This window comes from Nostoc sp. UIC 10890 (assembly GCF_054786515.1).
In genome coordinates this window covers 1-1,100 of the sequence record NZ_JBSGKF010000181.1, presented here as the reverse complement: position 1 = coordinate 1,100, position 1,100 = coordinate 1, and the positions used below count along the sequence as shown (strand labels likewise).

The window sequence follows — 1,100 nt, the reverse complement described above, 5'->3', positions numbered from 1 at the left end:
AGCAATCTTTAAAGACTGAATCTGTTCGAGTGGCGTTTGTTTGGACTGTTGCCCCAACATTTTCAAAGAAAACAGCGATAAACACAATGCAAATAAAAATATTTTTTTCATTTCTAGTACAATATTTATTGAAATATAGAAAAAATTAGAAATTGTCTAATTTAAGGCGCATATTTTAATCGCCATACGTTTCCAAGTAATATTCTAGCTCCTCTGTAGAGTAATCCTCAAATAGTGCAGGCAAAGATTTTTTGTCCAATACCACTTGGTTGGGCTGTGGGGCGATGGGTTGTGCAGGAAAAAGTTGCTGATATTCTGTCAATACTTCGGTTGGAAGATTCTGCAGTTGAGATTTTACGGTGGTGCTGATGGCTACCTCGTTCGCATCGATCCAAGCAGAACCATCGGTTTCCAGTGATTCCAATTCGCCCGATTGGGCATTCAACTCGGTCCATTCTCCTGCGGATGATGATTCGGTGCCCGAAGGCTTCGCATTCTTCATTTCCGCTAATTTTTGCGGTGAAGTTTCTGAGGAAGACGGGCCGTTGAACCACCATACTCCAGCCAAGCAGAGTAAAACTGCGGCTGCAATGGAAACACTGAATCTTTTGAATTGCACTACCAAACTGGTCGAAGGTTTTATCTCCTCAACGGGTTTTGTTGTTTCAACTGATTGCGGTGTTTCTTCTTGTCGAGTTGTTGCAATTGGTCGAGCCGTTGCTAATGGTGGCGTTGTTTCGGAAGTGGCTGCGCTTTGGGTGGCTGTTTCTAAATTTCCGCCTGCGATTGAACGAGTGATTTTCTGCAGCATCAGATCTGGAAACTGTTCAAAATACCCTGCTGGAACAACATCGTTGCTCATTGGTTTTTTGGGCAGTTTCGCCAATAAAGAGCTGATTTGTTGAAGTTCAGCCTGGACATTACCTTCCTCCACATTCGAGAAGGGATTCTCCTTTGGCGCTGAAGTCCCTTCCCCTTGCGGAGGAATTGAACCTTGACGGTTGCTGTGGGGTATGTTGTTCTCTTGATCCATTTCTAATAAGACCGTTTTAAAGTACAATGGTTTAACGATTCAGGAGATAATCCTCAATTTTTTTTAC

1 protein-coding gene is annotated in these 1,100 nt (G+C 42.8%); it reads right to left on the bottom strand.

All coding sequences use genetic code 11. From position 1 onward, the window contains the following. Nucleotides 1-175 precede the first annotated feature (175 nt). A complete protein-coding gene (locus ACWATR_RS40275) occupies nucleotides 176-1,033 on the bottom strand; it encodes a hypothetical protein (protein WP_460346052.1) in 858 nt (285 codons plus the stop codon). Between the last annotated feature and the right edge of the window lie 67 nt (nucleotides 1,034-1,100).